Below are 26,191 nucleotides of genomic sequence, written 5' to 3' on the forward strand. Positions count from 1 at the left end.
CACCTCCCCGGCGCTCGTCGCCTCCGCACCACCACTCTGAAGGAGCCGGTCATGCCAGCACTCTCCTCCGTCGGCATCGTCGGGGCCGGCTTCGCCGGTCTCGCCGCCGCGATCCTCCTGCGCGAGGGAGGGGTCGACGTCGACCTCCTCGACGCGCGCGACGGCCTCTCCGACACCGGATCGGGCATCACGATCCAGGGCAACGCCTGCCGCACCCTCGCCCGGCTGGGCGTCTGGGACGAGGTGCTCGAGCGCTCCTACCCGGCCGACGTGCTGGGCCTGCGCGCACCCGATCCGCAGGCCACGGTGGTCGCGCTGATCCCGGACGCGAAGACCGGCGGCCCGGACTTCCCCGCGACGATCGGGATGTACCGCCCCGAGCTGGCGCGGATCCTGCTCGCGCGGGCCGAGGAGCTCGGCGCCCGCGTCCGGTGGTCGACCCGCGTGGACGCGCTCGACGACCACGGCGACGCCGTCACCCTCCACTCCACCGTCGGCGGGGAGCGCGTCAGCGACCGCTACGACCTCGTGATCGGCGCCGACGGCCTGCACTCCGCGGTCCGCTCGATGATCGGCATCGAGACGACCCCGCAGCGCAACGGCATGGGCATCTGGCGCGCCTTCGTGCCGCGCCCCGCCGAGGTCACCCACACCGACCTCGTCTACGGCGGCCCCTGCTACATCGCCGGCTACTGCCCGACGAGCGAGGACCGGATGTACGCCTACCTCGTCGAGGACGCGCAGGAGCGCCAGCTGCTCTCCGCGGAGGAGCAGGTCGCGACGATGAAGGAGCTCGCCCGGGCGTACCACGGGCCCTGGGACGAGGTGCGCGAGAGCCTCGACGACAGCTCCCGGGTCAACTACACCTGGTTCACCAGCCACCTCATCGACGGGCCGTGGAACCGCGGCCGCGTCGTGGTCATCGGCGACGCCGCCCACTCCTGCCCGCCCACCGTCGCCCAGGGCGCCGCGATGGCCCTCGAGGACGCCCTGGTGCTCTCGGAGCTGCTGCTCGCCGCGGACACCGTCGACGAGTCGGTCTTCCAGGCCTTCACCGCCCGCCGCCTCGACCGCGCCCGCCAGGTCGTCGAGGCGTCGGTGCAGCTGTGCGACTGGCTCTTCGCGCACGACCGCGGAGCCGACGTCCCCGGGCTGATGCGCCGCGTCGCCGCCGTCGTGGGGCAGCCGGCATGAGCGTCGTCGACGTCCACGCGCACGTCCTGCTCCCCGGTCTCCAGGCCGCGGTCGCCGCGCGCGACCCCGAGGGCATCGCCGCCGCGCAGGCGCTCGACGCGCGCCGCCAGGGACCGGAGTCGCTCGCCGTCTCCGGCGGCATGATCCGCTCCCGCTTCGACCGTCTCACCGTGCTCGAGCGCCGCCTCGCCGACATGGACGAGGCCGGAGTCGACGTGCAGGTCGTCTCCCCGTCTCCCTCCCACTACTACCCCTGGGCGGACGCGGCGCTGGCCGACTGGTCGGCGCGGGAGGCGAACCGCCTCGTGGCCGAGCTGGTCGCGCAGGCGCCCACCCGGCTCCGCGGCCTCGGGCTGGTCGCCGCGCAGCACCCGGAGCTCTGCGTCGATCTGCTGGACGACGCGCTCGGACGCGGGCTCGCCGGCGTCGAGATCTCCTCCACCGCGAACGGCGTCGAGCTCTCGGATCCGCGGCTCGACCCGTTCTGGGCCCGCGCGTCCGAGACGGGCGCCGTGCTGTTCCTGCACCCCTTCGGCTGCACCCTCGACGAGCGGATCGACGAGCACTACCTCTCGAACATCGTCGGCCAGCCCGCCGAGAACGCGATCGCGCTGTCGCACCTGATCTTCGGAGGCGTCCTCGACCGGTTCCCGGACCTGCGGATCGTCGCGGCCCACGCGGGCGGCTACCTCCCCACCTCGATCGGCCGGAGCGATCACGGCTGGCGGGTGCGCCCCGAGGCCCGCTCGTGCGAGCACCCGCCGTCCAGCTACCTGCGCCGCCTCTGGTTCGACTCGCTGACCCACTCGCCCTCGCAGCTGCGCGCCCTCGTCGAGGTCGCCGGAGCCGACCGGGTGCTGCTCGGGTCGGACTACCCGTTCGACATGGGCGTCGAGGACCCGGTGGGGGCGGCGCGGGAGGCGCTCGACTCCCCGGTGCTCGAGGCGGTGCTCGGCGGGAACGCGGAGGCGCTGCTCGCCGGTCCCGCGGTGCCGCGATGAGGCTCGCGCGCTGGATCGGCTCCGATGGCGCTTCCACGGAGGGGCTCGTCGTCGACGACCGCGTGATCGCCTTCGCTGACGGGCTCACTGTGCTCGACGTCGTCCGCGGCGGTCTGCCGGAGGCGCTGCGCCGCGGCCCCTCGCTGGTCTCGGGCGACGGCGAGCCGCTGTCGGCCGTGCGCCTGCGGACTCCGCTGGACCCGCCGAGCGTCCGCGACTTCGTGGCCTTCGAGGAGCACGTGGAGGGCGTCGTCCGGAGCATCGACTCCTCCGAGGGCGTGGTCCCCGAGTGGTACGACGCGCCGACCTTCTACTTCACCAACCCGCACACCCTGCTCGCGACCGGCGAGGAGCTCGTGCCGCCCGCCTCCGAGCGCCTCGACTTCGAGCTCGAGGTCGCGGCCGTCATCGGAGGCACCGGGCCGTCGCGCTCGCTCGACGCGGCCGCCGCCCACGAGCGGATCTTCGGCTACGCGGTCTTCAACGACTGGTCGGCCCGCGACGTCCAGGCCCGTGAGATGAAGGTGCGCCTGGGGCCCTGCAAGGGCAAGGACTTCGGCAGCACGCTCGGCCCGTGGATCACGACCGCCGACGAGGTGGCGGAGCGGCACGACGCGGAGGGGTTCCTCGATCTGACGATGACCGTCTCGGTCAACGGCGTCGAGATCGGCCGCGACACGCTCGCCGACATGGGCTGGCCGTTCGCGGAGCTGGTCGCCTACGCGTCGCGCGACTCGCGGCTCGCGGCGGGCGACGTGCTCGGCTCGGGCACGGCGGGAACGGGCTGCCTGGCGGAGCTGTGGGGCCGGGCGGGAACGCCGCCGCCGCCTCCGCTCCGCGAGGGCGACGAGGTGACGATGACCGTGGACCTGCTCGGGACGATCACGACCGTGGTCGGAGCGTCTCAGCCGGTGCCACCGTTGGTGCGGGCCCGGCGCCGACCGGGGTCCCCCGCGGCCCGGGCGCGCTCCGCGGGCTGATCCGCGCAGGCGTCCGGAGGCGTCATCAGGCCGGTTGGCAACATCACCGACGCCAGCCGCGCTGGTAATGTCATCGGCCGTGACCCGGCGCGACCGCGGATCGCGCGGGACGTCCGTCACTCCTCCTCGAGCACCCGCCCGTGCCGGCGGAACTGCTGCCGCATCCACTGGTGGCCCGGGTCGTCGGTGTGCATCGGGTGCCACCACAGCGCTCCCGAGAGCCGGAGCGCCTCGAACGGCAGCGGCAGCACGCGCAGGTCTCCGGACGCGAGCATCCGGTCGGCCAGCCGCTTCTGCACGATGCCGATCCGGTCGGTCCCGACGATGAAGTACGGCAGCGCCAGGAAGCCCTCGACCACGACGTCGACCCGCGGCTCGATGCCGATCGTCTCGAGCTGGCGGGACGCGGCGGTGAAGGCGCTCCGGGTCTTGTAGGTGAACACCCACGGCAGCCGGTGCAGGTCCTCCAGGGTCAGCGCGTCGCCGACGGCGTCGTTGCCCGCCCAGACCACGGCGAGCCAGTCGTCCTCGTAGAGGTCCATCGAGGGCAGATCGCTCGCGAAGCCGCGCGGCAGGAGCATGCCGTCGACGTTGCGGAGGGTGTTCATCGGGTCCTCGACGATGGCCGGGTTGTGCAGGGCGAAGCGGAAGCGCACGTGCGGAGCGGTCTCGCGCACGGCGAGCGAGACCCGGCTGCCGACGATCGCGAAGGCGTAGTCGGAGCCGTAGAGGCTGAACTCCCGGGGCGAGGTGGCCGGATCGAACAGCGCGGCGGTGGAGAAGACCGCGCGGGTCGCCTCCAGCGCCGAGCTCGTCTGATCGATCAGCCGGATCGCGAGCGGAGTCAGCCGGTAGGTGTTTCCCACCCGGGTGAGGATCTCGTCGTCGAAGTGGATGCGCAGGCGGGCGAGCGAGGCGCTGACCGCGGGCTGGCTCAGGCCGAGGCTGCGGGCCGCCCGGGTGACACTGCGCTCCGCGAGGAGGGCGTCGAGGACGACGAGGAGGTTCATGTCGGGCCGCGGGCTCATCCGGCCGGTGCTCACGCGGTCGACCGCCCTGTCGTGCTGTCGCGCGGAGCGGGTGCTGTCCGGCTCATGTCCGGCTCCTCTCGCGGACGCGTCGGCGCGCCCCCCTCACGGTAGCGCCTGGCCCGGCAGGCTCCTCCGGGGCCGCCGCCCCGATCGGCTCCGACGCTGCGTATCCGGCCCGCCGCGCGAGCGCATCCACGGGGACGAAGCGCGGCATCACCGATCGCGTCTTCGCAGGCGCGATCCGCGCGGCGAGGATGAGGGCAGCCCTGCTCGACCGGAGGATCGCCGATGATCACCACGCCCACCCGCCGCGCCGTCGTCGTCGGCTACGCCCGGACCCCGTTCGCGCGGTACCTCGGCCGCTTCGCCTCCCTTCCCGCCACGGAGCTCGGCGCCCACGCCGTCGCCGCGGCCCTCTCGCGCTCGGGCGTCTCGCCCGACGACGTCGAGATCGTGCTGATGGGCCAGGTGCTGCAGGCCGGCGCCGGCCAGAACCCGGCACGGCAGACCGCCCGGGGTGCGGGCGTCCCGCTGCACGTCCCGGCCCTGACGCTGAACGCCGTCTGCCTCTCGGGGGCGGAGGCGGTCGCCGACGCGGCGCGCCGCATCGTCCTCGGCGAGGTCGACGTCGCGGTCGCCGGGGGCCAGGAGTCGATGTCGCTCGCCCCGCACGTCTGGCCGGGCTCGCGCCGCGGCCGCCGCTTCGGCGAGGTGGCGATGCTGGACTCGATGGAGGTCGACGGCCTGAGCGACACGTTCGAGCGCCGCTCGATGGGAGCGTCGACCGAGGAGGAGAACGGACGGCTCGGCCTCGGCCGTGCCGAGCAGGACGCGTTCGCCGCCTCCTCGCACGCCCGGGCGGCGGCCGCGGCCGACGTGCTGGCCGAGGAGATCGCTCCGCTCACCACGCACGGCCGCGACGGAGCGCTCGTATCGGCGGACGACGGCGTGCGCCCCGACAGCACGGTCGAGGCGCTCGGCGCCCTCCGCCCCGCGTTCGCCGCCGACGGCACGATCACGGCGGGCAACTCCTCGCAGATCACCGACGGCGCCGCCGCCCTCGTGCTGATGGAGGAGTCGGAGGCGCGACGCCGCGGCCTCGTCCCGCTCGCCCGCGTGGAGGCGGCCGCGATGGTCGCCGGCCCCGGGCTCACCCTGCACTCGCAGCCCTCCGCCGCGATCCTCCGCGCCCTCGAGCGGACGCCGTGGAGCGTCGCGGACCTCGCCGCGGTCGAGATCAACGAGGCCTTCGCCGCGGTGGCCGTGCAGTCGACCGCCGACCTCGGCGTGGATCCCGCCCTGGTGAACCCGCACGGCGGCGCGATCGCCCTCGGTCACCCCATCGGCGCGTCCGGCGCCCGGATCGTCGGCCACCTCGCCCGCCGGCTCGCCGCGCTCGGACCCGGCTCGATCGGCGCCGCGGGCATCTGCGGCGGCGGCGGCCAGGGCTCCGCGCTCGTCCTCTCGGCCGTGGACTGAGCCCGTGACCGCGCCGGTGTCGGTGGCGTCGAGGCTGCTGTCCATCCTCGACGTGTTCGCCGAGCCCGGGGCGCGGGCCTCGCTCAGCCTCTCGGAGATCGCCCAGCGGACGGGGCTGCCGCTGTCGACCGTGCACCGGATGCTCGCCGAGCTCGTGGAGTGGGGCGGGCTCGCGCGTCGCGACGACGGCCGGTACACGCTGGGCCTGCGCCTGTGGGAGCTCGGGACCCGGGTCCCCGCGACCCGGTCGCTCCGCGCGATCGCCCTGCCGTTCCTCGAGGACCTGTACGAGGCGACCCACCAGCACGTCCACCTCGCCGTGCTCGACGGCGCCGAGGCGCTCTACATCGAGAAGCTGTCGGCGCACCGCGCGGTGCCCGTCGTCTCGAGCGTCGGGGCGCGCCTGCCCCTGCACGCGACCGGAGTCGGACTGGTGCTGCTCGCGCACGCCCCGGCCGAGGACCTCGAGGAGTACGTCGCCCGCGACCTCCCGCGCTTCCTCCCGCGCACGGTGACCTCGCCCGACGCGCTGCGCCGGCGGCTGGCCGAGATCCGGCACTGCGGCGTCGCGCTCTCCTCCGAGGAGATGACGGCGGGGACGAGCTCGGTGGCTGCTCCCATCCGCGACCGCGCCTCCCGCGTCGTCGCTGCACTCTCGGTGGTCACTGGCTCGGAGCCGCGGCCGGACGACCTCCTCGAGCGCGAGGTGCGCGCAGCTGCGGCCGGAGTGAGCCGGGCGCTCGGCTACCGGCGCTCGGTGGTCGCGTGAGCGGGGCCGGCGAGGCTCCTCCCCAGGCGGGCTCGAGCACGTTCCTTCCACTGGATGGAAACCCCGCTCCCCGCGACCGGTCCCGCCCCGAGCATCGTGGTGTCCCTGTCACCGTCGCGAGGAACCCCGTGCCCACTCCCACCACACGTGTCGCCGTCATCGGCGCCGGGCCCGCGGGCCTGCTGCTCAGCTGGGCGCTCCGGCGCGCCGGCATCGACTCCGTCGTCCTCGAGAACCGCTCGCGCGACTACGTCCTCTCGCGCATCCGCGCCGGCGTGCTCGAGCAGAGCTCGGTCGACGTGCTCACTGGTCTCGGCCTCGGCGAGCGCCTGGCGCGCGAGGGGATGCAGCACAGCGGCATCTACCTCCAGGGCCCGGACGCGCAGGGCGTCAGCCGGCGCCACCACGTCGACTTCGACGAGCTGATCGGCCGGACCGTCACGGTCTACGGCCAGCAGGAGGTGGTCAAGGACCTCGTCGCCGCGCACGAGGCCGAGGGCTCGGACGTCCGCTACGGCGTCTCCGACGTGGCGCTGCACGACCTCGAGAGTGATCGGCCGTCTGTGACCTTCACGCACGACGGCGAGGAGCACCGGCTCGAGGCGGCGTACATCGTGGGGGCCGACGGCTTCCACGGGATCAGCCGACCCAGCATCCCGGCGGCCGAGCGCGCCGAGCTCGACCGCGCCTACCCCTACGCCTGGCTCGGCGTCCTCGCCGACGTCGCGCCGTCGACCGACGAGCTCATCTACGCGCTGCACCCCGACGGCTTCGCCATGCACTCGATGCGCAGCCCCTCGGTCTCGCGCCTCTACCTCCAGGTCGACCCCGACGACGACATCGCGGCCTGGCCGGACGAGCGGATCTGGGCGGCGCTGCAGGAGCGCCTGGGCGTCGAGGGCTGGTCCCTGCAGGAGGGGCCGATCACCGAGAAGTCGATCACTCCGATGCGCAGCTTCGTCTCGTCCCGCCTCGCCCACGGCCGCCTGTTCCTCGTCGGGGACGCGGGCCACATCGTCCCGCCGACGGGAGCCAAGGGTCTGAACTCGGCCATCGCCGACGTCGTCCTGCTCGTGCGCGGCCTCATCGCGGCCGACGGGGGCGACGAGACGCTGCTGGAGGGCTACGAGGCGGCCGCCCTCGCCCGCCAGTGGCGGGTCCAGCAGTTCTCGGTGTGGATGACCGAGCTGCTGCACCGGCAGACCCTCGAGGCGGGCGGCGAGTTCGACTTCCGCGCGCAGCTCGGGCGCCTCGACTACGTGATCGGCTCGGTGCACGCCCAGCGCTCGCTCGCCGAGCAGTACACGGGACTGCCGCTGTGAGCGCGCCGGAGCCGCTCGGCCAGGCCGCCGTGTCGGCAGAGATCGCCGCGATCGAGCAGGAGGCGCGCGACCGCGTCCGCTCCGGCGCCGCCGCCGAGCTGCACCCCCGCCGCGACTACCCGCCGTACCGGAGCACCGCCCTCCGGCACCCGACGCACGAGCTGGTGCGCGCCGATCCGGAGGAGATCGAGCTCACCTCGCCGGCGTTCGGCCACACCGACGTCGACGAGTACGAGAGCGACCTGACGATCCAGCACGCGGGCGAGCCCCTCGGCGAGCGGATCACCGTGTCGGGCCGTGTGCTCGACGGCGACGGGCGGCCGGTGGCCGGGCAGCTCGTCGAGCTCTGGCAGGCGAACGCCTCGGGCCGCTACGTGCACAAGCGCGACCAGCACCCGGCGCCGCTCGACCCGAACTTCACCGGGGTCGGCAGGCTCATCACCGGGCCGGACGGCGGCTACCGCTTCACGACGATCAAGCCGGGCGCCTACCCGTGGCGCAACCACCGGAACGCCTGGCGGCCCGCGCACATCCACTTCTCCTTCTTCGGCACCGCGTTCACGCAGCGCCTGATCACGCAGATGTACTTCCCCGGCGATCCGCTCTTCCCGCTCGACCCGATCCTGCAGTCGATCACCGACCCGGCGGCGCGCGAGCGGCTCGTCGGCGCCTACGACCACGAGGCGAGCACGCCCGAGTCCTCGCTCGGCTACCGCTGGGACGTCGTGCTCACCGGGGCGCGGTCGACCCCCCTCGAAGCGGAGGACGACGATGCCTGAGCGCGCACCCACGCCGTCGCAGACGGTCGGCCCCTTCTTCGGCTACGCGCTGCCCTACGACGGCGGGCCGGAGCTCGTCGCGGCGACGCACCCCGGAGCGATCCGCCTCCGCGGCACGATCACCGACGGCGCGGGCGAGCCCGTCCCCGACGCGGTCGTCGAGATCTGGCAGCGCGACGCGGAGGGCCGCATCCCCCGCGAGCGCGGCAGCCTCCTGCGCGACGGGATCGCCTTCACGGGATTCGGCCGCACGGCCACGACCCGCGCCGGCGAGTACGCCTTCACCACGCTCCGACCGGGGGCTCCGGAGGGAGGCGCGGCGTTCGTCGTCGTCACCGTCTTCGCCCGCGGCGTCACCCACCACCTCGGGACCCGCGCCTACTTCTCGGGCGAGGACGCGCTGCTCCGCTCGCTCGACCCGGCCCGCGGGCGCACCCTGCTCGTCGTCGAGGAGGGCGCGGCGACCGGTCTGCCCGTCGTGCGGTTCGACATCCGGCTGCAGGGCGAGGGCGAGACCGTCTTCCTCGACCTCTCGGGAGGACTCGATGGCTGAGCGGCGGAGCCTCGTCGACCCGCTGGCCTCGCCCGCGATCCGCGAGCTGACCGGCGACGAGGCGCTGCTCGGCGCGATGATCGACGCCGAGCTCGCCCTCGCGGCCGCCCTCCGGGAGGTGGGAGTGGTCGACACCGACCTCTCTCCGCACGCCGAGGAGATCCGCTCCGCGGTGCTGGAGCAGCTCGACGCCGTCGCCGAGGAGGCCCGAGCCGGCGGCAACCCGGTCATCCCCCTCGTGCCGCGCCTCCGCGCCGCCGCCGAGGCGGCCTCCCCCGGCTCCGGCGCCGCGCTCCACCTGGGCGCGACCAGCCAGGACGTCCTCGACACGGCCGTGATGGTCCGCGCCGCGGCCGTCCTCGAGCGGATCGACGAGGAGCTCGTCCGGCTGGGCGAGGCCCTGGCGGCGCTCGCCGACCGGCACCGGGCGACGCCGATGGTCGGCCGGACGCTCGGTCAGCACGCCGCCCCCACCGTCTTCGGAGCCGTCTCCGCCGAGCGCCTCGGCGCAGTCACTGCCGCCCTCGCCGCCGTCCGGCGCACCCGGACCGCCCTGCCCGCACAGCTCGGCGGAGCGGTCGGGACCCTCGCGGCGCTCGTGGCGGTCGTCGGCGAGCGCACCTCCCCCGCCGACGCCGTCGAGCGGACCCTCCGCGTGGTCGCCGGATACGCCGACCGCCTCGGACTCCGCGCACCGGCCGCCGTCTGGCACACCGACCGCACCCCCGTCGTCGAGCTGGCCTCCGCACTCGGGCTCGCCGCCGGAGCCGCGGGCGCCGTGGCCCTCGACGTCACCCTGCTCGCCCGCACCGAGACCGCCGAGCTCGGCGAGAGCCTCGGAGCGGGCGAGGGCGGCTCCTCGGCCATGCCGCACAAGCGCAACCCGATCGGCGCGGTCCTGGTCGTCGCCGCAGCCCGGCAGGCCCCCGGGCTCGTCGGCTCGCTCTTCGCGGCGCTCGCCGCCGAGGACCAGCGGCCGAGCGGCGCGTGGCACGCCGAGTGGCGTCCACTGCAGCAGCTCCAGGAGGCGGCGCTCGGCGCGGTCACGGGCGCCGCTGATCTGGTCGCCTCGCTCGAGGTGCGCCCCGACGCCATGCGCGAGCACCTCGTCTCCGGCGACGGCTCCGTGTTCAGCGAGGACGTCGCGACGCTGCTCGGCGAGCGCCTCGGGCGGGCGGAGGCGTTCGCCCTGCTCGGACGGGCCTCGCGGGAGAGCGCCGCGACCGGCCGCCCGCTCCGCGTCGTCGTCTCGGGCCTGCTCGGCCCGGACGAGGCCCTCCAGGAGCGCGTCGCCCGGGCCTTCGAGCCCTCCTCCTCGCCGGGCGTCACCGGCGCCTGGATCGACGCGGCGATCGCCCGCTTCGCCACGGTCCGCGACTCCGCGGCCGCCCCCGAGGGAGAGACCGCACCATGACCGTCCCCGTGCTCTCCGGCCTCACCACGGCCACCACGTCCCTCCGCAGCGACGCGCCCCTGCTCGTGCTCGGCCCCTCGCTGGGCACGACCACCCGGCTCTGGGAGGCGGCGCTCCCCGAGCTCGCCCGAACGTTCCGGATCCTCCGCTTCGACCTCCCCGGCCACGGCCGGAGCCCCGCCGCGACCGCGCCGTTCTCGATCGCCGAGCTGGCGGAGGCGGTCCTCGGCCTCGTCGACGCGGCCGGCGGCGGAGCCTTCCACTACGCGGGCATCTCGCTCGGCGGCGCGATCGGCCTCGGTCTCGCGGTCGACGCCCCCGAGCGACTCGCCTCCGTCACCGCGATCTGCTCGGCGCCGCGCATCGGAACACCTGACGGCTGGGCGGACCGGGCCGGAACGGCGCGTCGGAGCGGCACCGCGTCCCTCGTGACGCTCAGCGCCGAGCGCTGGTTCGCGCCCGCGTTCGTCCAGTCCTCCCCGGACACGGTCGGCGCCGCTCTCGGCGAGCTGGTCGACGTCGACGACGAGTCGTACGCCCTCTGCTGCGAGGCCCTCGCCCACCCGTCGGGCCTCGCCGCCGCCCGCGACGTGCTCCTGGTGGCCGGCGGGCTCGACGCAGCCCTGCCGCTCGCGAGCATCCGGGAGCAGGCCGAGGCGATGCCCGGCGCCCGCGTCGAGGTGCTCGACGGCGTCGGCCACCTCCCCGGCTACGAGGCGCCCGAGCGGCTGGCGGCGATCGTCTCCCGCCGCGCCTCCCTCGGCGGCACGACCCGGCGGGCGGTGCTCGGCGACGCGCACGTCGACGCGGCCGCCGCCCGCATCACCCCCGAGACCGCCGACTTCCAGGAGTTCCTCACCCGGTACGCCTGGGGCGAGGTCTGGACGAGGCCCGGGCTCGGCCGCCGCGAGCGCAGCATGATCACGCTCGCCGCGCTGGTCTCCCTCCGCGCCGAGGACGAGATCCCGATGCACCTGCGCGGAGCCCTCCGCAACGGCGTCACCCGCGCCGAGATCGCGGAGGTGCTGCTGCACACCGCGCTCTACGCGGGACTGCCGGCCGCCAACGCCGCGTTCGCGCGGCTCCGGGCGGTCCTGGCCGACCTCGACGCCGACGGAGGACCGGACGAGCCGGCCGCCGCCACGACCACCGACGACGAAGCAGAGGACCGACGATGACGCTGGACAAGGGCAGGACGAGCGCGGCGGAGGCCGTCGCCGACATCCCCGACGGGGCCTCGATCGCCGTGGGCGGCTTCGGCCTGGTCGGCGTGCCGATCGTGCTGATCCGCGCGCTGCTCGCCCAGGGCACGCGCGGGCTCTCGGTCGTCTCGAACAACTGCGGCGTCGACGGCTGGGGACTCGGCGAGCTGCTCTCCGCGGGCCGGATCGACCGCGTCACCGCCTCCTACATCGGCGAGAACAAGGACTTCGCGCGGCGCTACCTCGGCGGCGAGCTCGAGGTCGAGCTGACCCCGCAGGGCACGCTCGCCGAGCGCCTCCGGGCCGGCGGCAGCGGCATCCCCGCGTTCTACACCGCGAGCGGCGTCGGCACGATGGTCGCCGAGGGCGGGCTCCCCTGGCGGTACGCCGCCGACAGGAGCGTGCTCGTGCGCAGCGACCCCAAGGAGGTCCGCGTCTTCGAGTCGCTCGGGAAGCCGACGCAGTACGTGCTCGAGGAGGCCATCGTCACCGACTTCGCCCTCGTCCGCGCCGCCCGCGGCGACCGCCACGGCAACCTCGTCTTCTCGAAGTCGGCCCGCAACTTCAACCCGCCGGCCGCGATGGCGGGGCGGATCACGATCGCCGAGGTCGACGAGCTCGTCGAGCCGGGCGAGCTCGACCCCGACGACATCCACCTGCCCGGCATCTACGTCGACCGCATCGTCGAGCTCTCCCCCGAGGAGGCCGCCGACCTGCCGATCGAGAAGCGCACCGTGAGGCCCCGCGCCTCGCGAGAGGAGGACCGCGCATGACCCCGCTCACCCGCGACGAGACGGCCGCCCGCGCGGCCCTCGAGCTCACCGACGGCGCGTACGTCAACCTCGGCATCGGGCTGCCCACGCTCATCCCGAACCACATCCCCGCCGGAGTCACGGTGACCCTGCACTCCGAGAACGGCGTGCTGGGCGTGGGCCCCTACCCGTGGGAGGGCGAGGAGGACCCGACCCTCATCAACGCGGGCAAGGAGACGATCACGGTCGAGCCCGGCGCCGCCTACTTCGACTCCGCGCAGAGCTTCGCCATGATCCGGAGCGGCCGCGTGGACGTCGCCGTCCTCGGCGCCATGCAGGTCTCGGCGCACGGCGACATCGCGAACTGGGCCGTGCCCGGCCGGATGGTCAAGGGCATGGGCGGGGCGATGGACCTCGTCCACGGCGCCGACCGCGTCATCGTGCTGATGGAGCACGTGACGAAGACGGGCGAGCACAAGATCGTGCCCGAGTGCCTCCTCCCGCTCACCGGGCGGAGGGTCGTCGACCGGATCATCACGGATCTCGCCGTGATCGACGTCACCGAGGAGGGGCTCGTCCTGCGCGAGACCGCCCCCGGAGTGAGCGTCGCCGAGGTCGAGGCCGCGACCGGGGCACCGCTGATCGTCGCCCTCGCGGAGGCGGCACGATGACGCTGCTGCGCGAGGTCGTGGTCTGCGAGCCGCTGCGCACGCCCATCGGCCGCTTCGGCGGGGCACTGCGGTCGGTCGCGCCGGCGGAGCTCGCCGCGACCGTTCTCCGGGCGATCGTCGAGCGGGCCGGCCTCGACGGCGGGGACGTCGACGACGTGATCCTCGGCCAGGGCTACCCGACGGCCGAGGCGCCGCCGATCGGCCGGGTCGCCGCTCTCGATGCGGGGCTGCCGGTGACGGTCGGCGGGTCGCAGGTCGACCGGCGCTGCGGCTCCGGCCTCCAGGCGGTGCTGGATGCGGCCATGCAGATCCAGACGGGCGTCAGCGACCTCTGCCTCGCGGGCGGGGTCGACTCCATGAGCTCGGCGCCGCTGTACTCGGTCGACGCCCGGTGGGGCGTGCCGGGCACGAACGGGCTGCTCCTCCGGGACGCGCTCGGCCGCGGCCGCGAGACCGCCGGCGGGCGCCACCACCCGATCCCCGGCGGCATGATCGAGACGGCGGAGAACCTCCGCCGCGAGTACCGCATCCCCCGCGACGAGCAGGACGCCCTCGCGCTGCGCTCGCACCGCCGGGCGATCGCGGCGGCGGAGGCGGGCTTCTCCGCCGAGGAGATCGTCCCCGTCTCCGTCCCGGGCCGCCGGGGCGCTGTCACCGTCGTCGACCACGACGAGGGGCCCCGCGCCGACACGACGCTCGAGGCGCTGGCCCGGCTCTCGCCCGTGCGGCGCGACGTCGATCCCGAGGCCACCGTCACCGCGGGCAACGCCTCCGGCCAGAACGACGCGGCAGCGGCGTGCATCGTCACCACCCCCGAGCGCGCCGCCGAGCTGGGCCTGCGCCCGCTCGTCCGGCTGGTCTCGTGGGCTCGCGCGGGCGTCGAGCCGGAGCGGATGGGGATCGCCCCCGTCGCCGCGACGGCGCGGGCCCTCCAGCGCGCCGGCCTCTCGCTCGCCGACATGGACCTGATCGAGCTCAACGAGGCCTTCGCCGCCCAGGTCCTCGCGGTGAGCCGCGAGTGGGGCTTCACCGAGGACGACTGGGAGCGGACCAACCCGCTCGGCTCCGGCATCTCGCTCGGCCACCCGGTCGGCGCGACCGGGGCGCGGATGCTCGCCACCGGCTCCCGGCACCTCGTGCGCACCGGCGGCCGCCACCTCCTCGAGACCATGTGCATCGGCGGCGGCCAGGGGCTCGCGGCGGTCTGGGCCGCCTGCGAGTAGGAGCGGCCCGCCAGCAGGGGCCTGCGAAGAGCGGTCGCCTGCGAGCAGCATCCGTCCGCGGGACCGGGCCGCCGGAGAGCGGAGCCCGGCCCCGCAGCGCGCTCCACCCGCGCCTGCCGTGCAGGCCGGCGCTCAGCCCTGCAGCACCGGCACCGCGGCATCGCGACGGCGGATCACGAATAGCCCGATCAGCGCCGCGGCGGCCATCACGGCCGCGCACGCCGTGAACACCCCGGAGAACCCGCGCACGAGCTCGGCGGTGGCGTCCCCTCCTCCGGAGACCAGCAGGAACAGGTTCGTCAGCAGCGCCAGGCCGAGCGCCCCGCCCACCTGCGAGGCCGCCTGCGACGCGGCGCTGGCGGCGCCCGCCTCGCCCGGCTCCACGCCGAGCAGCGCCAGGTTCTGCGCGGCCACGAACACGCCCGACATCCCCACGCCCATGATCGAGAGCCCGGGGAGGATCTGCCACCAGTACGAGCCGCCCTCGGTGATCGTCGTCAGGAGCAGGACGCCGGGCGCGGCGACGGACGACGCGATGACGAGGGTCCAGCGCAGACCCACGCGGGTGCTCGCGCGGACGAAGACCGGGATGCCCGCGGCGATGCCGACGGCGAGGGGCAGCATCGCCAGCCCGGAGAGCAGCGGGCCGACCGCCAGCACCTGCTGGAGGTGCAGGGTCGCGTACAGCGAGACGGCCGCCATGACCGTCCCGGCGCAGACCTGGATGAGCAGCGCCCCGCCCCGCGAGCGGTTCAGGAGGATCCCCAGCGGCAGGACCGGCGACGCCGTCCGCCTCTCGACCAGCACGAAGGCGACGAGGAGCAGCACGCCCCCGACGAGGGCGACCGGGGTGAGGGGCGCCGGGCTGCCGCCTCCGAGCTCCGTCAGTCCGTAGACGGTGATCGACAGCCCGCCGGCGACGAGGAGCGCGCCGACGATGTCGAGCCTCCCCGGCCCCTCCGCGCGGCTCTCGTCGAGGGTGAGGGCCGCGAGGACGATCGCCAGGGCGCCGACGGGCACGTTGACGAGGAGGCACCAGCGCCAGCCGACCGTCTCGGTCAGCAGGCCGCCGAGGATCAGGCCGAGGGCGGCCCCGCTCGAGGCGACTCCGCCCAGGACCCCGAACGCGATCGCCCGGATGCGCCCGCTCGGGTAGGCGAGGGTGACGATCGAGAGAGCGGCCGGCGCCATCAGGGCCGCGCCGACGCCCTGCGCGGCGCGCGCGAGGACGAACTCGAGGCCGGACTGGGCGACTCCGCCGATCGCGCTGGCCGCGCAGAAGAGGACCACGCCCGCGATGAGGGTGCGCTTGCGCCCCCAGTAGTCGGCGATGCGCCCGCCGACGAGCAGCGCCGCGCCGAAGGCGAGGGCGTAGGCCGTGACCACCCACTGGCGTCCGACGCCGTCGAGCCCCAGCTCCTCGGCCGCGGACGGGATGGCCGCCGTCACGATCGTGGTGTCGAGGATGCCGAGCAGGTTCACGCTGACCACCGAGGTGAGCACCGAGAGCGAGCGGAGATCGAGTCGATCGAGGGACATGGGCTGTGCTCCGTTGTCGTCGACGGAGGTTTCCAGCCTGGATCGCAGTGCGACCGCCCGGTGCGTCACCGGTCCGGTGCCAGCCTAACGCGTCAGCGGCGGACGGGACGAGGCCCGCTCCCGACCGGCCCGGGCGTGCATCACGGAGGGGGACGGGTGACCCTGCTCGAACCACTGGGCGAAGGAGACCTCGAAGAGCTGGTCGCGGAGCAGCTCCGCGCCTCCGACGAGGAGGGCGTCGTCGTCCTCGGTCGAGGGGACGACGAGCAGGTCGCGGGTCGCCAGCGGCGACGAGGACTCCAGCACGGAGCGGCGGACGCCGTCGAGGAACAGCTCGCCGGCGCTCGCCAGCGGGCCGCCGACGACGACCGCCGACGGTCCGACCACGGTGACGAGGGTCGCGACCGCCTGCCCGATCAGCCCGGCCGAGCGGAGGACGAGCTCCCCCGCCACGTGGTCGCCGTCCTGCGCCGCGGCGGCGACGTCGGCGGGCGTGAGCGGGCCGCCCTCCTCCGCTCGACGGGCGAGCGCGGCGCTCCGCCCGTCGGCGACGGCGAGGTGCGCGTCGCGGACGAGCGCCGAGCCGCCGGCCTCCGCCTCGAGGCACCCCGTCCGGCCGCACCGGCAGAGGTGCGTGCCGCCGGGGACGCGCAGGTGGCCGATGTCCCCCGCCGCGCCGGAGGCCCCGCGCAGCAGCGACCCGCGGGAGAGGAGGGACACCGCGATCCGCGTGCCCGCCTCGATCCGCACGAGGTCCGCGCCCGCGCCCCAGCGGAGCGACCGTCCCTCCGCGAGCGCGAGGAGGTGCGCGTCCTCGTCCACCCAGACGGGCGCGTCGAAGCGGTCGACCAGGCGCGAGCGCAGATCCGCGCCGTCCCACCCGGGCAGGGCCGGGGACGCGACCGGGCGGCCGGTGGCGGAGTCGACGGGTCCGGGCACGCCGACGGCGACTCCCCAGACGCGGGCGGCGAAGCCCTCCTCCTCGAGGAGGACGTCGAGGAGGCCGATCACGGCGGCGACGGTCTCCTCGGGCCCGTCCGCGCCGTCGCGGTCGCGTCGCCCGCGCGCCAGCACGACGCCCTCGAGGTCGGTGACGCCGACCCGCAGCTCGCGCTCCCCCACGACGCAGACGAGGAGGATCCCCTGGTCGGCGCGGAAGCGGAGCGTGCGCGGGGCCCGGCCGCCCGAGGAGGGCGCGAAGGGCCCGTCCTCGAGGTACCCCTTCCGCTTGGCCTGGTCGATCCGCTGGGTGACGACCGCCCGGGTCCACCCCGTCGCCGCTGCGAGCTCGGTCCTCGTCCGGGCCGCGCCGCTGCGGACGAGCTCCACGACGGTGAGCAGGCCCGCTGCGGAGTCGGACAGCGGAGCGGGCGGAGGCGCGGCGGGGCCCTCGGCGTCGACGCCCGCCCGCACGGCGTGGGCCGGCACGGCGGAGCCCTCCTCCCCGCCGCGCACTCCCCCGCCGGACGCGCTCATCGGAGCGGACCGAGCACGATCCGCCTCGGGCCGGCGACCCCCACCCACGGCCGCGCGGCGCCGGGGCGGCACGCGGCTCCCACGGGCGACCGCCCGCTCTCAGGCGCCGGAGCCGTCACGGCGGTCCTCCGACCGCGGGAGGCGGATCCCGGCGCCGTGGCGGTGCAGCGGATCGACGGTGTCGGACGGCACGTCCGGCCGGCTCGCCTCGACGGCCGCCATGGACCGCGGCAGCTCGACCGGGAGCCGGCCCTCCGCCGCGACGTCGCCGACGAGGGTGTGGAGCAGGGCGCGGTCCGAGACCCCGAAGTCCGCGGTGAGGGCGGCGACGGCGCCGGAGAACGGCGTCAGGATCGCCGCGCGGTCGAGGTGGACGTCGAGGACGACGGGCAGGCGGGCCGCGAGCCCGAGCACCCGGTCGACGTCCCCGGCGGGGAAGTCCAGCGAGCCCTGGTGGGTCTGCTCCTCCAGGAAGTACTGCGAGCGGGGCTCGAACGGAGCGGCGAGCCGCACGATCGCGAGGTCCGCGTCGGCGGGGTCGTCGACGACCTCGCCGTACTCGCCGGCGACGGCGGGATCGACGCCGACGACGTGCAGGCGCCGTCCCCGCGCCAGCGGCAGCACGCCGTCGTTCTCGAGGACGACGACGGAGCGGGACTGCGCGCGACGGCCCGCGGCGACGGCCGCAGGCGCCCCGATGCGGTCGGCGACGCGGCTCTCGTCGACGAACGGGTCGTCGAAGAGGCCGAGCCGGAACTTGACCAGGAGCAGCCGTCGGACGGACTCGTCGAGGCGGTCGACGGACACGCGGCCGCTCTCGACGAGCTCGACGACCAGATCGGGTGACGCCTCGCCGCCGAACTGGTCGGCACCCGCCTCGAGGATCCGGAGCACCCGCTCCACCCGGGAGAGGTGCTCCACTCCCCAGGCCTTCGCGGGCCAGCTGAGCCCGCCGATCTCGAGGTCGGTCACCAGGGCCCAGTCGGTGAGGACCACCCCGTCGTAGCCGAGCTCCTCCCGGAGCAGGCCCGTGATGATCCGCCGGTTGTAGGCGAAGCCGACCTCCTCGACCGGCTCCCCGTCGAGGACGAGACCGGAGGGGAGGGCGTAGTACGGCATGATCGCGCTCGTGCCGGCGGCGACGGCGGCGCGGAACGGCGCGAGGTGCTCCTCGAACCGGCCGCCGGGGTAGACCTGCTCCCGGCCGTAGGGGAAGTGCGGGTCCTCGCCGTCCTTCTGCGGCCCCCCGCCGGGGAAGTGCTTCGTCGTGCACGCCACGCCGTCCGGGCCGAGGGCGTCCCCCTGCATCCCGCCCAGGTAGGCCGTGACGAGCTCGGAGGCGAGACGGGAGTCGGCTCCGAAGGTCTGCAGCTGGCGCGCCCAGCGCGGCTCCGTCGCCAGGTCGACCTGCGGGTGCAGGGCGGCGCGGATGCCGACGGCGAGGTACTCCTCGCGCACCGTCTCGGCGTAGGAGCGCACCAGGTCCGGATCGCCGAGGGCCGCGAGCCCGAGGAACTCCGGCCACTCCGAGAAGGCGCCCGCGCGGAACGCCATGCCCTCGTTCTGCGCGAAGCCGTGGCGGGGGTCGCTCGAGAAGGTGATCGGGATGCCGTGCGGAGCCGCGGCCGCCAGCTCCTGCAGCGCGTTCTGCCACGCGGCCGTCTCGACGGGGTCGTCGATGCGCCCGACGTTGAAGTGGTTGAGGAACCGCGAGCCGACGACCTCGCGGTGGCTGCCGCCGAGGAAGTGGTCCGTCGAGTCGTGGTCGCCGGCCGGGAGCGACGAGATCACCGTGTGGAAGAGCAGGCCCGCCTTCTCGGCGAGCGACAGCCGGGGCAGCAGGTCGTCCGCGCGCTGCTCCGGAGTGAGGCGCGGGTCCTCGAAGGGGTCCATCACCCCGTTGCCGTTCAGGTCGCGGAAGACCGCACCGTCCGGAGCCGTCTGCGAATCCCTGGCCATCGTGATCTCCTTGCCGTCTGCACTGACGGGCGACTTCGTCCGGTCACCGCAAAAGGACGATAACCTAAGGATCGTCTTTCCTGCCGAAACTTCCGAGAGGACCCGCATGGCTGCCGAGCGGTTCACCGGGCTGGCGGCCGTGCTCGCCACCATCCGATCCGAGCCCTCCCTCACGCAGGGCGAGCTCACCGACCGCGTGGGCCTGGGGCGGAGCGTCGTGGCCGAGCGGGTCTCCGAGCTCGAGGAGGCACAGCTGCTCGTCACCGGCGGCCTGGCGCCGTCGACCGGCGGACGCGCACCGCGCCGCCTCCAGATCAACCCGCACGCCGGCTTCGTGATCGGGATCGACGTCACGGCCTACGACCTTTTCGTCGCCGCCGCCGACCTGACCGGCGGGATCCTCTCCTCCCTCCACGAGACCATCGACGTCGCAGACGGGCCGGAGCCGATCCTCGCCCGCGTCAAGGTCCTCACGAACCGGCTCCTCGCCCAGCGCACCTGGCCCGGAGAGCTCCTCGCGATCGCCGCCGGCATGGCCGGTCCCGTCGCGTTCGACACCGGGAGGACCGTCGGCGTCCCGATGCTCCCGGGGTGGGAGGACCACCCGGTGAGGGCCGAGCTCGAGGAGGAGTGGGACGTCCCGGTCTGGGTCGACAGCCGCGTGAACCTGCTCGCCCTGGCGGAGGCGCGCTCCAACCCCGCCGCCCGGACCGCCCGCAACGCGATCTACTTCGAGTTCGGCGTCGGCTGCGCCGCCTCGCTGATCGTCGACGGCCAGCTGTACCGTGGCGCCCACGGGCTCGCGGGAGCGATCGGCCACACCGCGGTCGCCGAGGCGAGCCACGTCGTCTGCCGGTGCGGGCGCGTGGGCTGCCTCGAGGCCATCACGAGCGGATGGGCCATCGCGCGCGACGGCCGCCTGCTCGCCGAGAGCGGCCGGAGCCCCCTCCTGGCCGCGGCGCTCGCGGCGAACGGCGAGGTGCGCCCCATCGACGTCACGGCGGCGGCGGAGGGCGGCGACGCGGCCGCGATCGCGCTGCTCGAGCGCGCCGCCGCCCTGCTGGGCAGCAGCATGGCGACCGTCGTCGCCTTCTTCGCTCCGCAGCTGCTCATCATCGGAGGCGGCATCGCCCGGGCCGGCGAGCTCGCGCTCGTCCCGCTCCGGCAGGCGCTCGACTCGCGCATCCTCCCGGCCGCGGCGGCCGACCTCCTGGTCGAGCTCCCCGTCCTCGACGAGAACTCCGGAGGCGTGGACGGAGCCGTCCACCTCGCCCTCGAGGAGCTCTTCACCCGCGACCAGCTCCCGCGCCTGCTCAGCACGGTCGCCACGAGGGCCGCGCTCTCGGCCTGACGAGCTTCAGTGCCTCGCGCACCGAAGTTGGCCCGGATCCTTGACTTTCCCCGGTACCCGGTAAAAGATCGTCTCAACGCGGGACGCCCTCGGGACATCGCTCGCCTTGCACCCGACCGCCTGCACCCGAATCGCACCGCGGCCCCCGCTCACCCACAGCTGCGGGAACGGGCAGAACATCCCTTCAACGACGAGGAGAACCATGCGCAAGCCCATCGCCGTCGCGACGATCGCGATCGCCGCCCTGGCACTGTCCGCCTGCTCAGCCGAGACGGGCGGCGGGAACGGCTCCGGCTCGACCGCGACGCTCCGGCTGTCCGCCATCGCCGCCGCGGAGTCCTTCGCTCCCGGCGCCTTCGGGACCGGCCCGGTCACGATCGTCCTCGAGCCGGTCTACGACTCGATCTTCCGCAACGACGACGAGGGCGAGCCCGGCGCGCACATCGCGACCGAGTGGAGCTACGACGACACGAACACGGTCCTCAGCCTGACCCTGCGCGACGACGTGACCTTCACCGACGGGACCGCTCTCGACGCGGACGCCGTGAAGAAGAACCTCGACTCCGCCCGGGCCCAGTCCGGAGAGTCCGGCGGCCAGCTCCGCTTCATCTCCTCCGTCGACGTCGTCGACGCCACGCACCTCACGATCACCCTGACCGCGCCGGACCCGTCGCTGCTGACCAACCTCGGCGGCACGGCCGGCATGCTCGCCAGCCCGGCAGCCCTCGACACCCCCGAGCTGGCCACCGTGCCGGTCGGATCGGGCCCCTACGAGTACGACCAGGCCCAGAGCCAGGCCGGGACGACCTACGTCTACGACCGCAACGAGGACTACTGGGACAAGGACGCGTACCCCTACGACTCCGTCACGGTGACCGTCTACAACGACGCGACCTCGCTGATCAACTCCCTCCGCTCCGGTCAGCTCGACTCCGGCGTCGTGGACGCGAAGGAGGTCGCCGGGCTCGAGTCCGCAGGCCTGAAGACGACCTCCGCGCCGGCCTACACGACGAGCGGCCTCTTCCTCTTCGACCGCGCCGGGACCCAGGTGCCCGCGCTCGGCGACGTCCGGGTGCGCCAGGCCATCAACTACGCGTTCGACCGCTCGGCCTTCGCCGACCAGGTCTTCGGCGGCGAGGCCACGGCGACCGACCAGATGTTCAGTGCCGACAGCTCGGCGTACGACCCCGCGCTCGAGGACGTCTACCCCTACGACGTCGACAAGGCCAAGGCGCTCCTCGCCGAGGCCGGCTACGCGGACGGCTTCGATCTCCCGATGCCCGACGTCTCGGTCGTCTTCCCGGCCCAGCAGGCGGCCGTCACCGAGGCGCTGACCGCCATCGGCATCCGCCCCCAGTACCAGCCCGTCAACGGCGCCACGTTCATCTCGGACCTGCTCTCGGCCAAGTACCCCGCCGCGATCTTCAACCTGAACAGCTTCCGCCCGTGGGACGTCGCCCAGCTCTCCATGACCTCGCAGTCCGTCTGGAACACGTTCAAGACCGACGACCCGACCGTCAACGGACTGATCACGACCGCCCAGACGCAGACCGGCGACGAGCAGGACGCGACCTTCCAGGAGCTCAACACGTACATCGTCGAGCAGGCCTGGTACGCCCCCTACGCGCAGCAGAACAACGTCTACGCGACCTCGTCGAGCATCTCGATCACGCCGCAGAAGTACCTGACCTCCATCCCCCTCTGGAACTACGCCCCGGCGTCCTGACGGACGGGCCGGCGCCCTCGCGGGCGCCGGCCCCCTCCCCCTTCCGTTCCGACCCTGGAGCCGTCCCATGCTGATGTTCCTGCTGCGCCGCGTCGGCGCCGGACTCGTCCTGCTGTTCGTGATCGCCTCGGCGACCTTCTTCCTCCTGAACCTCGCCGGGCAGGACCCGGCCCGCCAGGTCCTCGGACCGGTCGCGACGGCCGCCCAGGTCGACGCGAAGCGGGCCGAGCTCGGACTCGACCAGCCGGTCCTCGCCCGCTACGGCGAGTGGCTGCTGTCGGCCCTCCGCGGAGACCTCGGCGTCTCCTGGTTCTCGAACCAGCCGGTCGCCGTCCTCCTCGGGCAGGCGCTCCCCGCGACGCTCTCGATCGTCCTCGGCTCCGTTCTCGTCACCGCCCTGATCGGCACCCTGATCGGCGCCTCCGCCGCCGTGCGCGGCGGGATCATCGACCGCGGCCTGCAGCTCGTCTCGACCTTCGTGCAGGCCGTCCCCAACTTCCTCGTCGCGCTGATCCTCGCCTTCCTGTTCGCGGTCCAGCTGCGCGTCTTCCCGGCCACCGGGTTCACCTCGTTCGCGAGCAGCCCCTCGGGCTGGGCCGCCTCGATCGTGCTCCCCGTGATCGCCCTCGCCGTCGGCTCCATCGCCGCCGTCGCCCTCCAGGTCCGCGGCTCGATGATCGACGTCCTCCGGCTCGACTACATCCGCACCCTCCGGGGACGGGGCCTGCCCTCCGGCAGCATCCTGTTCCGCCACGCTCTGCGGAACGCGGCTCCCCCCTCGCTCACGACCCTCTCGCTGATGTTCATCGTGTCGATCTCCGGCTCGGTCGTCGTCGAGAAGGTCTTCAACATCCCCGGCATCGGGACCGCCGCGAACATCGCGGCCGGCCGCGGCGACCTGCCGATCGTGCTCGGAGTCGTGGTCGTGACCGTCGTCCTCGTCGTCCTCGTCAATCTCCTCGTCGATCTGGCGCAGGGATGGCTCAACCCGAAGGTGCGTGTGTCATGACCGAAGGCCTCGTCACGACCGGACCGGTCCGGCAGCGCCGCGCACCGCGGCCTGCCCGCCGCGGATTCCTCCCCCGCCTGCTGCGCGATCCCGGAGCCGTCCTCTCCGTCCTCTTCCTCCTCGCCGTCGTCGTCCTCGGCGTCTGCGCCCCGCTGCTCACCCCGTACAACCCGGTCGAGTCCCGCCTCGCGGACGTCCTGGCCCCGCCCTTCACCGCGGCTCACCCGCTCGGCGCCGACGGCGTCGGCCGCGACATCCTCGCCGGCCTGCTCTACGGCGCGCGGACCAGCATCCTCTGCGGCCTGATCGTGGTCGGCGTCGCCCTCGCCATCGGCGTGCCGACCGGCCTGGCCGCCGGCTACTACCGCGGCTGGATCGACGGCGTCACCTCCTGGGTCGCCGGAGCGCTGCTCTCCCTGCCCGCGATCATCGTGCTGCTGGTCGTGCTGGCCCGCGTCGGCCGGAGCACCTTCCTCGCCCTCGCCGTCTTCGGGGTGCTCATCGCCCCCGCCGTCTACCAGCTCGTGCGCACCTCGGTCCGCGGAGTCCGCGAGGAGCTCTACGTGGACGCCGCGAAGGTGTCCGGGCTCCGCGACTCGCGGATCCTGCGCCGCCACATCCTCCCCGTCGTCGTCAAGCCGACCATCGTCCAGGCGGCGCTGCTGGCGAGCGCCGGCATCGGCATCGAGGCCGGCATCGCCTTCCTCGGGCTCGGCTCCAGCGACAGGGCGAGCTGGGGGCTGATGCTCAACGACGCGTCGCAGAACGTCTACAACGCGCCGATCCTCCTGATCTGGCCCAGCGCGGCGCTGATCCTGACGGTCATGGCGTTCTCGATCCTCGGCAACGGTCTGCGCGACGCGCTGTCCGACGTCGGCACGGTCCGCGCCAAGCGCTCGCGCTCCGCCGCGGCGCTCGTGCCGCCGACCGCGGCCATCCGGACCTACGACCCGATCACCGTGCCCACGGCCATCGGCACGAGCGACTCCCTTCTGGAGCTCTCCGAGCTGCGGGTCGCCTACCCCCGCGCCGAGGGCGGCGAGTCCGAGGTCGTCCGCGGCGTGTCCCTGACCCTGAAGCGCGGTGAGATCCTCGGCCTGGTCGGCGAGTCCGGATCGGGGAAGTCGCAGACCGCCTTCTCCCTCCTCGGCCTCCTCCCCCGCCAGGCGCGGATGACGGCGGACCGGATGACCTTCGACGGCCTCGATCTGCTCTCGATGTCGCCCAAGGCCCGCAACAGCATCCGCGGGAAGCGCATCGGGTACATCCCGCAGGAGCCGATGAGCAACCTCGACCCGTCGTTCCGCCTCGGGTACCAGCTGACCGAGCCGATGCGGCACCACCTCGGCCTCTCGAGCAGCGCCGCGCGCACCTCCGCCCTGGAGCTGCTCGACCGGGTCGGGATCCGCGATCCCGAGCGCGTCTTCCGCTCCTACCCGCACGAGATCTCCGGAGGAATGGCGCAGCGCGTCCTCATCGCCGGCGCCGTCTCCTGCGACCCCGACCTGCTCATCGCCGACGAGCCCACCACCGCGCTCGACGTGACCGTGCAGGCCGACGTCCTCGACCTGCTGCGCAGCCTCCAGGCCGAGCGCGGGATGGCCGTCCTCCTCGTCACCCACAACTTCGGCGTCGTCGCCGACCTGTGCGACAAGGTCGCCGTGATGCAGGCCGGCGAGATCATCGAGGCCGCGACGGCCGACACCCTCTTCTCGGCACCCCGCCACGACTACACCAAGACGCTGCTCGCCGCGATGCTCGAGGACGCCCCGCTGCGCACTCCGGTCGGCGCACCGGGCCGCGCGACCGGAACGGACGGAACCCCGGCATGAGCACGCAGACGCCCCCGTCCGGCACCGCCGGCACCCCCGTCCTCGAGGTGGAGGACCTGGTCGTGGAGTACCCGGGCCGCCTCGGACGCCGCTCCGCCTTCCGCGCCCTGCACGGGATCGACATGACGATCGCCCCCGGCGAGACCGTCGGCCTCGTCGGCGAGTCGGGATCGGGCAAGAGCACGCTCGGACGCGCGGTCCTCGGGCTCGCGCCGATCACCGAGGGCTCCGTCCGCTTCGAGGGGAAGGACATCACGAGGATCGGCCGGAGCGCCCGGCGGAGCCTCAGCCGGGACCTCCAGGTGGTGTTCCAGGACCCGTACACGTCGCTGAACCCCGCGATGACGGTCAGCGACATCCTCACCGAGCCGCTGCTCGTCTCCGGCTCCACCAGGAAGGACGCCGGGACGCGCGTCCGGGCGCTGCTCGACCAGGTGCACCTGCCCGCCGACGCCGCCGGCCGCTACCCGCGGGAGTTCTCCGGCGGCCAGCGCCAGCGCATCGCCATCGCCCGGGCCCTCTGCCTCGACCCCAAGCTCATCGTCTGCGACGAGCCCGTCAGCGCTCTCGACCTCTCGACGCAGGCGCGGGTCCTGGACCTCTTCATCGAGATCCAGGAGCGCACCGGAGTCGCGTACCTCTTCGTCACCCACGACCTCGCCGTGGTGCGGCACATCAGCCACCGCGTCGCCGTGATGCGCCGGGGCGAGATCGTCGAGTCCGGCGACGTCGACCAGGTGACCTCCCGTCCGGTCCACCCCTACACGCAGGCGCTGCTGCTGGCGGCGCCGGTCCCGGACCCCGCCCGGCAGGCCGAGCGCCGATCGGAGCGCCGCCGCTTCCTCGACGAGCAGAAGGCTGCTCCCGGGGACGCCCCGATCACGGCCTGACCGGCCCTCGAACACGTCATCGGGACCGCCCGCTCGGAG

22 protein-coding genes are annotated in these 26,191 nt (G+C 74.3%); 18 read left to right on the forward strand and 4 right to left on the reverse strand.

Annotated elements, in window-relative coordinates; translation table 11 throughout:
- The first annotated feature begins 51 nt into the window (after positions 1-51).
- The 3 genes from C5D50_RS01510 to C5D50_RS01520 are packed head-to-tail and all read left to right on the forward strand — an operon-like array spanning position 52 to position 3,175.
- A complete protein-coding gene (locus tag C5D50_RS01510) occupies positions 52-1,194 on the forward strand; it encodes an FAD-dependent monooxygenase (RefSeq protein WP_104282545.1) in 1,143 nt (380 codons plus the stop codon).
- Positions 1,191-2,195: an amidohydrolase family protein gene (locus C5D50_RS01515; RefSeq protein WP_104282546.1), complete on the forward strand. Its 1,005-nt coding sequence runs from the start codon at positions 1,191-1,193 to the stop codon at positions 2,193-2,195. Before C5D50_RS01510 ends, C5D50_RS01515 begins: the two co-directional genes overlap by 4 nt.
- On the forward strand, positions 2,192-3,175 hold the full coding sequence (locus C5D50_RS01520) for a fumarylacetoacetate hydrolase family protein (protein ID WP_104282547.1): 984 nt from the start codon (positions 2,192-2,194) through the stop codon (positions 3,173-3,175). The genes C5D50_RS01515 and C5D50_RS01520 overlap by 4 nt, the downstream gene beginning before the upstream one ends.
- A gap of 116 nt (positions 3,176-3,291) precedes the next feature.
- On the opposite strand, the gene C5D50_RS01525 is transcribed toward C5D50_RS01520, so the two are convergent.
- Positions 3,292-4,203, reverse strand: coding sequence for a LysR family transcriptional regulator (locus C5D50_RS01525; protein WP_104282577.1), 912 nt, complete (start codon positions 4,201-4,203; stop codon positions 3,292-3,294).
- A gap of 291 nt (positions 4,204-4,494) precedes the next feature.
- On the opposite strand from C5D50_RS01525, the gene C5D50_RS01530 reads away from it, so the two are divergent.
- The 10 genes from C5D50_RS01530 (at position 4,495) to C5D50_RS01575 (ending at position 14,370) form a co-directional block, all read left to right on the forward strand.
- Positions 4,495-5,685 carry an acetyl-CoA C-acyltransferase gene (locus tag C5D50_RS01530; protein WP_104282548.1) on the forward strand — a complete coding sequence of 397 codons (1,191 nt, stop codon included), beginning with the start codon at positions 4,495-4,497 and terminating at the stop codon, positions 5,683-5,685.
- 4 nt (positions 5,686-5,689) lie between these two features.
- Complete coding sequence (locus tag C5D50_RS01535; protein WP_104282549.1) at positions 5,690-6,454, forward strand: IclR family transcriptional regulator; 765 nt, start codon at positions 5,690-5,692, stop codon at positions 6,452-6,454.
- A gap of 128 nt (positions 6,455-6,582) precedes the next feature.
- Entirely contained in the window at positions 6,583-7,776 is a 1,194-nt protein-coding gene (locus tag C5D50_RS01540) for a 4-hydroxybenzoate 3-monooxygenase (RefSeq protein WP_104282550.1), read from the forward strand.
- A complete protein-coding gene (pcaH, locus tag C5D50_RS01545) occupies positions 7,773-8,555 on the forward strand; it encodes a protocatechuate 3,4-dioxygenase subunit beta (RefSeq protein ID WP_104282551.1) in 783 nt (260 codons plus the stop codon). The genes C5D50_RS01540 and pcaH overlap by 4 nt, the downstream gene beginning before the upstream one ends.
- Positions 8,548-9,108, forward strand: a complete 561-nt coding sequence (pcaG, locus tag C5D50_RS01550) for a protocatechuate 3,4-dioxygenase subunit alpha (protein WP_104282552.1) — start codon at positions 8,548-8,550, stop codon at positions 9,106-9,108. Before pcaH ends, pcaG begins: the two co-directional genes overlap by 8 nt.
- Positions 9,101-10,522, forward strand: a complete 1,422-nt coding sequence (locus C5D50_RS01555; RefSeq protein ID WP_104282553.1) for a lyase family protein — start codon at positions 9,101-9,103, stop codon at positions 10,520-10,522. Before pcaG ends, C5D50_RS01555 begins: the two co-directional genes overlap by 8 nt.
- Complete coding sequence (locus tag C5D50_RS16765; protein ID WP_104282554.1) at positions 10,519-11,700, forward strand: alpha/beta fold hydrolase; 1,182 nt, start codon at positions 10,519-10,521, stop codon at positions 11,698-11,700. The genes C5D50_RS01555 and C5D50_RS16765 overlap by 4 nt, the downstream gene beginning before the upstream one ends.
- A gap of 2 nt (positions 11,701-11,702) precedes the next feature.
- Positions 11,703-12,497 carry a CoA transferase subunit A gene (locus C5D50_RS01565; RefSeq protein WP_104282578.1) on the forward strand — a complete coding sequence of 265 codons (795 nt, stop codon included), beginning with the start codon at positions 11,703-11,705 and terminating at the stop codon, positions 12,495-12,497.
- Positions 12,494-13,147 carry a CoA transferase subunit B gene (locus C5D50_RS01570; protein ID WP_104282555.1) on the forward strand — a complete coding sequence of 218 codons (654 nt, stop codon included), beginning with the start codon at positions 12,494-12,496 and terminating at the stop codon, positions 13,145-13,147. The genes C5D50_RS01565 and C5D50_RS01570 overlap by 4 nt, the downstream gene beginning before the upstream one ends.
- Entirely contained in the window at positions 13,144-14,370 is a 1,227-nt protein-coding gene (locus C5D50_RS01575; protein WP_258069522.1) for an acetyl-CoA C-acetyltransferase, read from the forward strand. Before C5D50_RS01570 ends, C5D50_RS01575 begins: the two co-directional genes overlap by 4 nt.
- Before the next feature lie 132 nt (positions 14,371-14,502).
- On the opposite strand, the gene C5D50_RS01580 is transcribed toward C5D50_RS01575, so the two are convergent.
- The 3 genes from C5D50_RS01580 to C5D50_RS01590 all read right to left on the reverse strand — a co-directional run bounded on the left by C5D50_RS01580 (position 14,503) and on the right by C5D50_RS01590 (position 19,344).
- Positions 14,503-15,909 (reverse strand): MFS transporter, encoded by a 1,407-nt coding sequence (locus tag C5D50_RS01580; RefSeq protein WP_104282556.1) that lies wholly within the window; start codon positions 15,907-15,909, stop codon positions 14,503-14,505.
- A gap of 84 nt (positions 15,910-15,993) precedes the next feature.
- The gene (locus C5D50_RS01585; RefSeq protein WP_258069523.1) at positions 15,994-17,337 is read right to left on the reverse strand and encodes an ROK family transcriptional regulator; all 1,344 of its coding nucleotides are present in this window, start codon (positions 17,335-17,337) and stop codon (positions 15,994-15,996) included.
- A gap of 147 nt (positions 17,338-17,484) precedes the next feature.
- A complete protein-coding gene (locus C5D50_RS01590) occupies positions 17,485-19,344 on the reverse strand; it encodes a glycoside hydrolase family 3 protein (RefSeq protein WP_104282557.1) in 1,860 nt (619 codons plus the stop codon).
- 106 nt (positions 19,345-19,450) lie between these two features.
- On the opposite strand from C5D50_RS01590, the gene C5D50_RS01595 reads away from it, so the two are divergent.
- The 5 genes from C5D50_RS01595 to C5D50_RS01620 all read left to right on the forward strand — a co-directional run bounded on the left by C5D50_RS01595 (position 19,451) and on the right by C5D50_RS01620 (position 26,152).
- Positions 19,451-20,695 carry an ROK family transcriptional regulator gene (locus C5D50_RS01595; RefSeq protein WP_104282558.1) on the forward strand — a complete coding sequence of 415 codons (1,245 nt, stop codon included), beginning with the start codon at positions 19,451-19,453 and terminating at the stop codon, positions 20,693-20,695.
- A 202-nt stretch (positions 20,696-20,897) separates the two neighbouring features.
- Positions 20,898-22,421 carry an ABC transporter substrate-binding protein gene (locus C5D50_RS01605; RefSeq protein WP_104282560.1) on the forward strand — a complete coding sequence of 508 codons (1,524 nt, stop codon included), beginning with the start codon at positions 20,898-20,900 and terminating at the stop codon, positions 22,419-22,421.
- 67 nt (positions 22,422-22,488) lie between these two features.
- The gene (locus C5D50_RS01610) at positions 22,489-23,430 is read left to right on the forward strand and encodes an ABC transporter permease (RefSeq protein WP_104282561.1); all 942 of its coding nucleotides are present in this window, start codon (positions 22,489-22,491) and stop codon (positions 23,428-23,430) included.
- Complete coding sequence (locus tag C5D50_RS01615; RefSeq protein WP_219813219.1) at positions 23,427-25,262, forward strand: dipeptide/oligopeptide/nickel ABC transporter permease/ATP-binding protein; 1,836 nt, start codon at positions 23,427-23,429, stop codon at positions 25,260-25,262. The genes C5D50_RS01610 and C5D50_RS01615 overlap by 4 nt, the downstream gene beginning before the upstream one ends.
- Positions 25,259-26,152, forward strand: a complete 894-nt coding sequence (locus C5D50_RS01620) for an ATP-binding cassette domain-containing protein (protein WP_104282563.1) — start codon at positions 25,259-25,261, stop codon at positions 26,150-26,152. The genes C5D50_RS01615 and C5D50_RS01620 overlap by 4 nt, the downstream gene beginning before the upstream one ends.
- The last annotated feature ends 39 nt before the right edge of the window (positions 26,153-26,191 follow it).

The organism is Rathayibacter sp. RFBD1 (assembly GCF_002932915.1).
In the GTDB taxonomy this organism is placed as follows: Bacteria; Actinomycetota; Actinomycetes; order Actinomycetales; family Microbacteriaceae; genus Rathayibacter.

What these genes read in the sequence shown, in the direction of transcription:
- C5D50_RS01510 (WP_104282545.1), top strand. Translation starts at nt 52, where the DNA reads ATGCCAGCACTCTCCTCCGTCGGCATCGTCGGGGCCGGCTTCGCCGGT.
- C5D50_RS01515 (WP_104282546.1), top strand. Translation starts at nt 1,191, where the DNA reads ATGAGCGTCGTCGACGTCCACGCGCACGTCCTGCTCCCCGGTCTCCAG.
- C5D50_RS01520 (WP_104282547.1), top strand. Translation starts at nt 2,192, where the DNA reads ATGAGGCTCGCGCGCTGGATCGGCTCCGATGGCGCTTCCACGGAGGGG.
- C5D50_RS01525 (WP_104282577.1), bottom strand. Translation starts at nt 4,203, where the DNA reads ATGAGCCCGCGGCCCGACATGAACCTCCTCGTCGTCCTCGACGCCCTC.
- C5D50_RS01530 (WP_104282548.1), top strand. Translation starts at nt 4,495, where the DNA reads ATGATCACCACGCCCACCCGCCGCGCCGTCGTCGTCGGCTACGCCCGG.
- pcaG (WP_104282552.1), top strand. Translation starts at nt 8,548, where the DNA reads ATGCCTGAGCGCGCACCCACGCCGTCGCAGACGGTCGGCCCCTTCTTC.
- C5D50_RS01555 (WP_104282553.1), top strand. Translation starts at nt 9,101, where the DNA reads ATGGCTGAGCGGCGGAGCCTCGTCGACCCGCTGGCCTCGCCCGCGATC.
- C5D50_RS16765 (WP_104282554.1), top strand. Translation starts at nt 10,519, where the DNA reads ATGACCGTCCCCGTGCTCTCCGGCCTCACCACGGCCACCACGTCCCTC.
- C5D50_RS01570 (WP_104282555.1), top strand. Translation starts at nt 12,494, where the DNA reads ATGACCCCGCTCACCCGCGACGAGACGGCCGCCCGCGCGGCCCTCGAG.
- C5D50_RS01575 (WP_258069522.1), top strand. Translation starts at nt 13,144, where the DNA reads ATGACGCTGCTGCGCGAGGTCGTGGTCTGCGAGCCGCTGCGCACGCCC.
- C5D50_RS01580 (WP_104282556.1), bottom strand. Translation starts at nt 15,909, where the DNA reads ATGTCCCTCGATCGACTCGATCTCCGCTCGCTCTCGGTGCTCACCTCG.
- C5D50_RS01590 (WP_104282557.1), bottom strand. Translation starts at nt 19,344, where the DNA reads ATGGCCAGGGATTCGCAGACGGCTCCGGACGGTGCGGTCTTCCGCGAC.
- C5D50_RS01595 (WP_104282558.1), top strand. Translation starts at nt 19,451, where the DNA reads ATGGCTGCCGAGCGGTTCACCGGGCTGGCGGCCGTGCTCGCCACCATC.
- C5D50_RS01605 (WP_104282560.1), top strand. Translation starts at nt 20,898, where the DNA reads ATGCGCAAGCCCATCGCCGTCGCGACGATCGCGATCGCCGCCCTGGCA.
- C5D50_RS01610 (WP_104282561.1), top strand. Translation starts at nt 22,489, where the DNA reads ATGCTGATGTTCCTGCTGCGCCGCGTCGGCGCCGGACTCGTCCTGCTG.
- C5D50_RS01615 (WP_219813219.1), top strand. Translation starts at nt 23,427, where the DNA reads ATGACCGAAGGCCTCGTCACGACCGGACCGGTCCGGCAGCGCCGCGCA.
- C5D50_RS01620 (WP_104282563.1), top strand. Translation starts at nt 25,259, where the DNA reads ATGAGCACGCAGACGCCCCCGTCCGGCACCGCCGGCACCCCCGTCCTC.